Here is a 9358-nt window from a genome sequence, read left to right as displayed (position 1 = left end):
CCAGGGAGGGTGGGGCCCGCGCCCGGGGAGGACCTGGCGGGTCATCTGGCTGCGTGCACTTCGTTCCCACCACCGAGGGCCGAGGGTAGGGGCAGCCACGAGCGCGCGGGCTCGGGAGTCATGGGAGGACATCGCGTGTCCCCGGCCCGTGCGCCCCTTGGTGCATGGAGGTGGGGCATGGCTCACATGGAGAAGATTCGGGCTGCCCTGGCTGAGACGGATGCTGCACGGGGGTACCGGGCTCCGCGCTCACGACGAAGGAGCCTCCGTCGCAAGAACGATTCGCACCCCGAATCCGTCGCCGAGCCGCGCGCCCAGATGGGGTATGGCGAGACGTACGGCTCGCCCCTGGAGCGTGTCCAGGGACTGCCCCGTCTATTCGTTCGCTCCGACGAATCCGGGGCGCGGAAGTGCGCCCCGCGGAGAGAAGGGGCGGCGCTGGAACGGCGACAGCAGGTCAGTCGAGGGAGAGATTCCGGGGCGCCGTGGTCTCCAGCGCGGCGGCGAGGCGGAGCGCGGCGTCGCCGACCTCGCGCCTCCAGGCGATGCGCCACGAGCGGCGGAGGGGGCCCGAGGCGAACCGCTTCGCCACGAGGCCTCCCTTGTCGAGGTGCGGACGGGCAATCCACTCGGAGAGCACGGCGACGCCCATGCCGGCCCGGGCCACGTCCACGAGGGCCTCGGTGAGCGGGAGTTGCTCGAAGCGGAGGCGTGGCCGCTCGCGGCCGAAGACCTGCTTCATGAACCACTGCGCCTCGGCCGGAGGCGTCTGCCCCGTGAGGAGCGTGGTCTCCCGGAGGTCGTCCCGCGTGAGTGCCTTGCGGGAGGCCAGCGGGTGCGACGACGACATGATGAAGAGCACCTCGTCGGTGAAGATGTGCCGCTCCTCGAGTTGGGCGTGGGGCACGGGCGAGGAGGTGACGAGCGCGACGTCGATGTCTCCCGCCACGAGCGCGGGAACGGGGGCCTTCGTGTGCTCCACCGCGAGGGACAGCTCCAGTCCCGGCAGGCTCTTGCGCAGATTCACGAGCGCGGACGGGAGCCAGTGGTAGGCCGTGTAGCACTCGCAGACGAGGCGGATGCGCATGGGCTTCGCCACGGGGGCACGGACGCGGTGCTCCAGGTCTCCCAGATCGACGAGCAGGCGCGTGGCGCCGGAGACGAGCTCCTGGCCGGCCTCGGTGAGGACGAGCCCTTTGGGCGTGCGGTCGAAGAGGCGGGCGCCGAGCTTGTCCTCGGCCGCCAGGAGCGCGCGGCTCACGGCGGGCTGGGTGAGGTGCAGCACCGTCGCCGCCTGCGCGGTGGTGCCGGCGGAGGCGAGGGCGAGCACGACGCGCAGGTCGCGCACGTCCAGGCGGGGGTTCGGAAGGAAGGCGATGTCACCCATGCATCGACTCTATGCCAACAATGCGTTGGATGCATAGGCCGGGGAGGTGCACTGTTCTCCCGTTCCCAAGGCGGGAACGAGAACGCACCCCTGGAGGCACTCCATGCAGCTCTATTTCCTTCCCCTGGCCTGCTCGCTGGCGACGCGCATCTCCCTGTACGAGGCGGGCGCGAAGGCGACCTACATCGAGGTCGACTCGAAGACGAAGCGCACGCATGACGGCCAGGACTTCCTGCAGGTCAATCCGCTGGGGCTGGTTCCCACGGTGCGGACGGACGAGGGGGACATCCTCACGGAGAACGCGGCCATCCTGCAGTACGTGGCGGACTCGTTCCCCCGGGCGGAGCTGGCTCCTACCGACCGCAAGGGACGGGCGCTGCTCCAGCAGTGGCTGTGCTTCATCGGCACCGAGCTGCACAAGGGGCTGTTCATGCCGCTGCTCGATGCGAAGGCCAATGAGGGCGCGAGGGCCTATGCGCTGGAGAAGGGGGCGGCTCGCATGGACCACCTGGAGAAGCACCTGACGGGGCGGGAGTTCCTGCTCGACCGGTTCAGCGTCGCGGATGCGTACCTCGTCACCGTGCTGAACTGGACCGCGGTGACTCCCGTCGAGCTGCAGAAGTGGCCGGCCATCAGCGCCTACGTCGCGCGCCTGTGGGAGCGGCCGAGCGTCGCGAAGGCGCTCGCGGAGGAGCGCGAGCTGTACATGCAGGAGCTGAAGCGGCAGAAGCTCAGCGCGTGAGCGGGGTGGTGGCTCGGGGCGTCCAGGATGTCGGACGTGGCGGGCGGTGGAGGCGGGAAGGCGGGGTAGTAGCACGCGCCCCGGTAGACATAGCCGTCCTCGTCGCAGTCCTTTACTTCCACCGCTACCTTGTACCAGCAGCCCCCATTGATGGGGACCTGTATCCGGGTGCGGCAGCGGCCGCTGGCGTCCGGCCGTCTCTGACCGGGGAGGGGCGTCGAGGGCAGCTCGTTGGTTGCGGCCGAGCCCGCACCGGGTAGGCCCAATGCGATGGAGAGGAGCCACGGCCAAAGGGCACGACGTCGAAGCTGTTCCATCGTTGTCATGCTCCCAGGTGCCGCGACTCATGGGCTGTCTTTGAACTGCTCGGTGGGACTTGAGGTGGGAGGGCGTTCTGGTCGGAAGACTGGCACATAGCAGGCGCCCTTGTAGACGTAGTCTTGCTCCTCGCAATCCTTCTGAGTCACAGCCAGCTTCTTCCAGCAGCCACCATTGATGGCGACGTGAGACCTATGCGGACAGCGTCCCATGGCATCCGGTCGGATTTGTCCTCGCAGGGGTCTGGGGGGCAAGTCCACACCGATGGTTGACCAGGAGGCCGGAGCCTGACGAGGAGACACCGGGGCCGTGAGGGCCGAGTCTCCGACCGCCACTGTGCCGCCATCCTTCGTGTCCTCGGTCATCGAAGCGTGTGCCTCCTGCTCGTCGCTGTCCGGAGACGCGCCCAGCATCCATCCGACCGCGAGCGCCAGGGCCCAGCCCACGCTGGCTGTCATGAGCCATGAACGCCGGGAGTGCTCTGCCGGTCGAGCCAGCTCGACTGTTGCCTCATCGACTCCAGAGGTCACCCGGATGAAGAGAGGCACATCCGCCTCCGGCCCTGTCTCGCGCGCGGCCCGCTCCAGCACTTCGGCCAGCTCGCGGGCACTGCCACGGGCCTCGGGATTCCTGGAGAGCATCCGGGCCGTGAGGTCGCTCAACTCCTCGCAGCAGCGGCCATTCACCGCCCGCGCGGAAGGTGGCGCGGCCCGCTCCTCGTGCTCGAAGTGGGGCACCGTGTCCGACGGGGGAGGGTACTCGTCCGTCACCAGCCGGTACGCCGTGACGCCCAGCGCGAAGACATCATCCGCTGGCCCCGGGGCATACGGCGCATTCGAGCCCCGTACCAGGAGCCGCATGGAGCGCCAGGCCTCCGGAGAGCGGTACTCCGGCGTCCCCGGTGGAAACGGATGCCACGTCAGCGTGGAGGCGCCCACGAAGTGCCCGGAGCCGAAGTCCGTGAGGAAGACCCGGTCCCCCACATCGCTCACGAGCACGTTGTCGCCCTTCACGTCCCGGTGCACGCCTCCCGCGCCGTGCGTCGCCTCCAGCGCCCGCGCGAGGCGCGCGAGCACCCGGAGCACCTGCCGCGACGTGGGCGCCCGCTCCCGCGCCCAGTGGTACAGCGACACCCCGTCCACCAGCTCCATCACCAGATACGGGTAGGCGAAGCCCTCCGGCCGCCGCCAGTCGCCATGGTCCACGAGCCGCGGAACGCTCGGGTGGCGGATGCGTTTGAGCAGCTCCACCTCCCGCGCGAAGCGCTCGTCCTTGGGATGCAGGGCCAGCTTGAGCGCCACGGGGCCCACGCCCGTCTCCGGCCCGACGGCGCGGTAGACGGCGCCATGGGCTCCCAGCCCGCGACGCTCCATCACGCGCCACGGTCCCACCCTCGTTCCCACGGGGAGGCGGGTCGGATTCAGGTGGGCTGACTCCATGGGTTCCTCACGAGGCACGGCGCGGTCCACTCCGCTTCCCCGGGAGACTACTCCGCGAGTAGTCCCGTGTCAGCGCAATCTCCCAGGTGGAGACGGTGTGCCGCTCAGTGAGGAGGGGGGCGCCGCCCGTGGCGCGCGGGAGACCCGGCGGGTGCGGACCGTGGTGCGCGGTCCGCACACGCCTGAAGTCTTACGGAGCCTTGCCGCTGGCCCGCGCCGTCACCGGGGCAGGGTCGAGCGGCATGCCCCAGGGCTCACGGCCGTGCGTCTCGTCCGCCGCGAAGAAGAAGAGCCGGTCTCCGAGCCGCGCGATGTTGGACGGGTCCGCGGAGAGGGGACCGGGCAGCGCATCCACCTGGCGGTAGGTGCCGGCCACCGTGCCATCCGTGCGCCACAGCTCCGCGCCGCCCCCGGGCTCGGCGGCCACGAAGAGCACGAGGCCCCGGTCCTCGAGGGCCAGCGGCGTGATGAAGGACGTGCCCTCATCCGAGAAGTAGCGCACGCCGGACTCGGCGCCGGGCCAGATGTCCGCCAGCGGGGTGGTTCCCTGCGACGTGCCATTCGTCACCCAGGGCTCGAAGCCATGCGAGCCATCCGTGGCGGCGAAGAACACGGCGGTGCCCACCTTCGCGAACTGGCCGGGGTGGCTGGAGCCGGCGCCGGGGTTGAGGTCCACGAGCATCCGCGTGCCCGCCGCCGTCCCGTCGCTCACCCACAACTCCGCGCCGTGAGTCTCGTCTTCTCCCGAGAAGTAGAGGTGCCCGTTCACCCAGGCGAGCTGCTCGATGGAGCGGAACGCCTGGGGGGACACCCGCACCGTCCCCGCGGCCGTCCCGTCGCTCTTCCAGAGGTGGACCGGGGCGGCCATCGGCGCATCGGTGAATTCGGTCACCGAGAAGTACACGAGGCCCCCGGCGGACGTCACCTCGTCCACCCAGGTGGACGAGAAGCCGTCGTCCGCCTCGAAGGTCTTGAGCGCCTGCGTGCCCGTGGGCGTGCCGTCGGTCGTCCAGAGGACGTCTCGCTCCTGCGCGTCCTTGGCGGCGAAGAGGACGCGGGCGCCGAGCTTCGTGAAGCCATGGGCCTCGGTGAGCGGGACCTCCGGCCCTTCAGGGACGACCTGCACGGTGCCTGCTTCCGTCCCGTCGCTCTTCCAGAGCCGCATCGGGTCGTAGTCGCCCGTGGTGAAGAGGAGCGCCCCACCCAGCTCGACGAGGTTGCTCGGGTCGCTGCCCTCCTCGCCCGGGGCGATGTCCTTCACCCGGACCGTGCCTGCCTCCGTGCCGTCCGTCCGCCACAGCTCCTCGCCGTGGGTGCCGTCCTTCAGCGCGAAGTACAGGGAGGTGCCCACGCGCTGGCCAGGGGCGGACTCGGCGAAGCGTTCCACCTCCGTGTTGGCGAAGGTCTTCACCCGCGACGTCCCCGTGGGCGTCCCGTCGCTCTTCCAGAGCGAGAGGTCACCGCCATCCTCGGAGGCGAGGAAGAAGACGTAGCCGTCCAGGATGCCGAGGTTCAGCAGGCTGGCCTGGGACGTCTGGGTCGTGCCCGGCCGCAGCGGCTCGAGGAGGCGCGTTCCCGCCACGGTGCCATCGGTGCGCCACAGCTCGACTCCGCCCGCCGGCGGCTCGACGTGGAAGGCCAGCAAGTTCTCCAGGCTCACCGGGTCGAGGCGGCTGAATGGGTATTCATCGGCGTAGCCGTCCCACGTCTTCAGCTCCACGGTGCCCACGGAGGTGCCATCGGTCTTGTACAGCCCGAGCACGCCCGCGCGCGGCGTGGCCTGGAAGTAGAGGCGCCCCTTCCAGGCGAAGAAGTTGGAGGCCTGGGAGTCGCCCGCCCCGGGCCACAGGTCCGCCACGCGCGACGTGCCCAGGGGTGTGCCATCGCTCACCCAAGGCTCGTGTCCCGCCTCGTCGTTGGCGACGAAGAAGACCCGGTTGCCCAGGGGGGCGAGCCGGTACGGCGCCCAACTGGAGAACGGCCGGACCTCCACGGTGCCCAGCGGAGTTCCATTGGTCTTCCAGAGCGCCTGGCCGGTGGCGAAGAAGACGTTGCTTCCCGCCGTGACGAGCGTGTCGATGAAGCTCTCCGACGTGTGCACGAGGACGGTGCCCTGCGGAGTCCCGTTGCTCCTCCAGAGCTGGTCCTGGGAGCCGCCCGTGACGAAGAGGGTGTTCGAGCCCAGCCGCGCATATCTCACGATGGTGCTGGACTCAGTCCCGGGGATGAGGTCCTTCACCGGCACGGTGCCTTCGGGCGTGCCATTCGTCCTCCACAGCTCCATGCCAGTCGTGGGGTCGTTGCCCAGGAACAGCACGACGCTGGACAGCGCCACGCCAGCGGAGACGCCGTTGAACTCGTGGTCATAGAACCGCACGGGCGGGAAGCGCTTGAGCTCCCGGGTTCCCGCCGCCGTGCCGTCCGTCTTCCACAGCGCGTTGCCGAAGGTGAACACGGCGCCGGAGCCGAACGGCACGATGTTCCCGCGGCGCTCGTCGTAATCATCGTCGTCGCCCTCGAACTCCTGGAGGAGGACGGTGCCGGGCGTGGTGCCATCCGTCTTCCACAGGCCCGTCCTGCCAAGGTAGCTGCGTGCGCTGAAGAAGAAGGCGGTGTTGCCCGCGGCGGTGACATTCGTGGTCCCTTCCGAGAAGGAGAGCACGCCCGGCGTCAGGTCCTGGAGGAGGGAGGTGCCCGCGACGGTGCCGTCGCTGCGCCACAGCTCCGCGCCCGTCAGCGAGTCCTCGATCACCAGGAGCGTGGTGCCGTTGGCCAGCGGGACGCTGCCCGAGAGGATGGGGGGAAAGGGGCTCGGCCGGGCGTTCACGTCACGTAGCAGCTCGGCGCTCGACGTGAGCGGGAGGGCCTGGGACGTGGGCGGTGTATCGGAAGCGGCGGCGCCGCCGTCCGGGGACGAAGTGCCGCAGCCGAGCAGCGGCAGCAGGGCGAGCCAGAGGCTCCCCCGGGTCAGGGAAAGGTGGGTCACGGCTTGTTGCCTCCAAGGGATGCACATGCGTCGGTAACGGGACTGCATATGCCGCGCGAGTACATGAGTTTATTCGCACCCCTGACATGGCAAGGCTCGGGCGGGTGGGCGCTCATTGGACAAAGCAGCTCGAAAAGACCGTTGAGCTGAAGAGAAGTCTGCGCTTCGAGTCCGCGCTTGTGGTGGCATACGTCCAGACTCCATCGCCGCAGGTGAACCATGGGACAGAACGCTGAACCTTCGAAGACGGCCGCGCTGGTACTGACGAATCCCAAGGGGCTGTTCGACCCGAGCCCCTATGGCTTCTCCCACGTCGCCCAGGTCGCGCCCGGCACGCGGCTCGTCTACATCGCGGGACAGGGCGGAGAGAACGAGACCGGGCAGCTCCAGCCAGACTTCCGCATGCAGGTCCGGCAGGCCTTCAGCAACGTCCGCACCGCGCTGGCGGCGGCGGGGGCCAACGTGGGCGACGTGGCCAAGCTCACGATGTTGGTGGTGGACCACTCCGAGGAGAAGCTGCGAATCATCGGCCCCGAGCTCGATCAGGCCTGGAATGGCGCCATGAAGCCGACCTGCACCCTGATTCCCGTGCCGCGGCTGGCGCTGGACGGGATGCTCTTCGAAGTCGAGGCGGTGGCTGTCCTGCGTGCCTGAGGCGCGCACCACGGAACGGCTCGGACAGCCGCGGCTCCCGGAGCACGGTGACGGCGAGCCCCGCTCTTCCTGCTCGAAGAGGAACATGTCGACCTTCCCAACGCCATGCAGGAAGTTCGCGCCGTTCGTGGTGGCAGGTGTCTTGTTGGGGGCCTGCGCCGGCGGCCCTCAAGGAGCGTCGCGCGGAGAGCTGCGCTTCGTGGACACGGAGACAGCGGGCCGTTTGCGCCATGCCGCAGCAGGCAGGGGAGTGAATGCGCTAGCCCCGGCCGCCAGCCGGACGGTGTTGGCTTCCGTCCTCGCCCAGTTCGCACCTGTCTTGCTCACGCTGCTGGAGGGCGACAGCGCGGTGGGGGAACTGGAGGAGCGTCTGGTGGAGTGCGCCAGGAAGGCCGAGCGCCAGGTCAATGACGAGTTCTTCGGTGGCCGCGCTCCGACACGTCAAGAGTGCGGCGAGGAGGTAGAGGTGGACGGGTGCGGAGGGCGAGTCACGCGGGCGATGGCGCTGGGGCAACGCAAGCACGAGGTGGCACTCCGATGTGCGCGTGAGGTGCTGCAGGATCTGTGGCGCCGGCCGTACAGCATTGAGCAGCGCTACCGGTACTACCCCAACGCGCGGCTGCTGGAGACGGTGAGCCGGGAGGAGGAGGCACGGCTCCTCAAGGAGGGGTGCACGAAGGAACTGTGGCGCACCATCAAACCGGACCTCGTGCTTCATGCCGATGGTGACCGGCTACGCTCCGTGGTCACTCTGGACTACAAGTTTCCGTGTCCTGGTACCAACGTGCCTCAGTGGAAGGAATATGGAGATACCAGTGCGTATGCCGGCTCCAACCAAGGCCGTCTCTACATGGATGCATTGGGGGGAAGGTCTTTCCTCCTCTCGCCGCGCATGGGGTTGAGCCGTTGAGAGAGAACATCCCGGTCATTCGCTTGCGGAACAGCTACGGCGATCTGGTGGCTCGCGACGGCGTCATTCTCTCCTTCTTCATGCGCCGCTCACACGAGGATGTCGCCCCCGCGGTGTGGCGCGCGTTGCAGACCTATCAGCGGGCCATTCCCCCCAAGGCGCTCGGCTGGTACGCCAGTCCCGATGGAGACATGCTCCCTCTCGACGAGCAGGGTTGGGAGCACACCCGCAAGAAGATGCTCGAACGCACCTGGGGCGCCGAGTGGCGCGTGTCGCTGTCCGAGGATCCAGGCGAAGCGGGCGGGTATCACTTCAGCTACGACGGCCGGAAGCTCGACGACGACCTGTTCTCCCGCGACGAGCGCGCCACGAGCGGGGTGTCCTTTTCCTTCCCCACCGAGTACCTCCTGGAGCACGGTCCCGCGCACCTGCGCGCGCTGGCCCTGGACCTCGGTCGTGAGCTGCCCTTCAGCTTCGGTCAGGCCAGCCTCGCTGTCGTTTCCCATCCCGGCGCATGGGGAGCTGTTCCGAACGACCTTCTCGGTCTGCTCCACCGCTACTGGGGGCTGGACCTCCAGGACCTGGGCGAAACCAGCCGGAATATCGGCACAGGGGCACGAGGGGCCTACTGGCTGACGTTCCTGGGACAGCCACTGCTGGGACAGCTCGGAGGTTTGGAGGCGCTGCGGCAGCAACTGGCGTTTCCGGAAGTCACCTTCGAGCCAATGGAGGACACGCGATGGCTGCTGACATTGGGCGAATGGCCCGACGTCATGGACACGGAGACAGGGACGGTGCCAGCCTGGTATCGGGCATTGGCGCGGCAGTTGGCTCCGTACCTCCGCGAGGAGCACGTCGACTGGCTCAACCTGCACAAAGGCTACAGTCACGGCTGGTCCCGGCGGCTCTGCGAGTAGCGGAA

Annotated in this window: 7 protein-coding genes; 4 read left to right on the top strand and 3 right to left on the bottom strand. The window is 68.9% G+C overall.

Going from position 1 to position 9358, the window contains the following annotated elements; genetic code table 11:
- Window positions 1-457: 457 nt before the first annotated feature.
- Entirely contained in the window at window positions 458-1387 is a 930-nt protein-coding gene (locus HG543_RS05820) for a LysR family transcriptional regulator (protein ID WP_169343668.1), read from the bottom strand.
- Between the two features lie 103 nt (window positions 1388-1490).
- Between HG543_RS05820 and HG543_RS05815 the strand changes: the two genes are divergently transcribed.
- Entirely contained in the window at window positions 1491-2129 is a 639-nt protein-coding gene (locus HG543_RS05815; protein ID WP_169343667.1) for a glutathione binding-like protein, read from the top strand.
- Between the two features lie 344 nt (window positions 2130-2473).
- On the opposite strand, the gene HG543_RS05810 is transcribed toward HG543_RS05815, so the two are convergent.
- Together HG543_RS05810 and HG543_RS05805 are read right to left on the bottom strand one after the other, a co-directional pair.
- Window positions 2474-3820, bottom strand: a complete 1347-nt coding sequence (locus tag HG543_RS05810; RefSeq protein WP_171817764.1) for a serine/threonine protein kinase — start codon at window positions 3818-3820, stop codon at window positions 2474-2476.
- A 256-nt stretch (window positions 3821-4076) separates the two neighbouring features.
- On the bottom strand, window positions 4077-6872 hold the full coding sequence (locus HG543_RS05805) for an ELWxxDGT repeat protein (RefSeq protein WP_169343665.1): 2796 nt from the start codon (window positions 6870-6872) through the stop codon (window positions 4077-4079).
- A gap of 219 nt (window positions 6873-7091) precedes the next feature.
- On the opposite strand from HG543_RS05805, the gene HG543_RS05800 reads away from it, so the two are divergent.
- The 3 genes from HG543_RS05800 to HG543_RS05790 all read left to right on the top strand — a co-directional run bounded on the left by HG543_RS05800 (window position 7092) and on the right by HG543_RS05790 (window position 9353).
- On the top strand, window positions 7092-7526 hold the full coding sequence (locus tag HG543_RS05800; protein ID WP_169343664.1) for a RidA family protein: 435 nt from the start codon (window positions 7092-7094) through the stop codon (window positions 7524-7526).
- Window positions 7527-7611: 85 nt separating this feature from the next.
- Window positions 7612-8436 carry a hypothetical protein gene (locus HG543_RS05795; protein ID WP_169343663.1) on the top strand — a complete coding sequence of 275 codons (825 nt, stop codon included), beginning with the start codon at window positions 7612-7614 and terminating at the stop codon, window positions 8434-8436.
- Window positions 8433-9353 (top strand): type VI immunity family protein, encoded by a 921-nt coding sequence (locus tag HG543_RS05790; protein ID WP_246356789.1) that lies wholly within the window; start codon window positions 8433-8435, stop codon window positions 9351-9353. Before HG543_RS05795 ends, HG543_RS05790 begins: the two co-directional genes overlap by 4 nt.
- The last annotated feature ends 5 nt before the right edge of the window (window positions 9354-9358 follow it).

The organism is Pyxidicoccus fallax, assembly GCF_012933655.1.
Classification (GTDB): Bacteria; Myxococcota; Myxococcia; order Myxococcales; family Myxococcaceae; genus Myxococcus; species Myxococcus fallax.
Note: the sequence above shows the minus strand (reverse complement) of the source record. Positions and strands in the feature narration are given on the sequence as shown.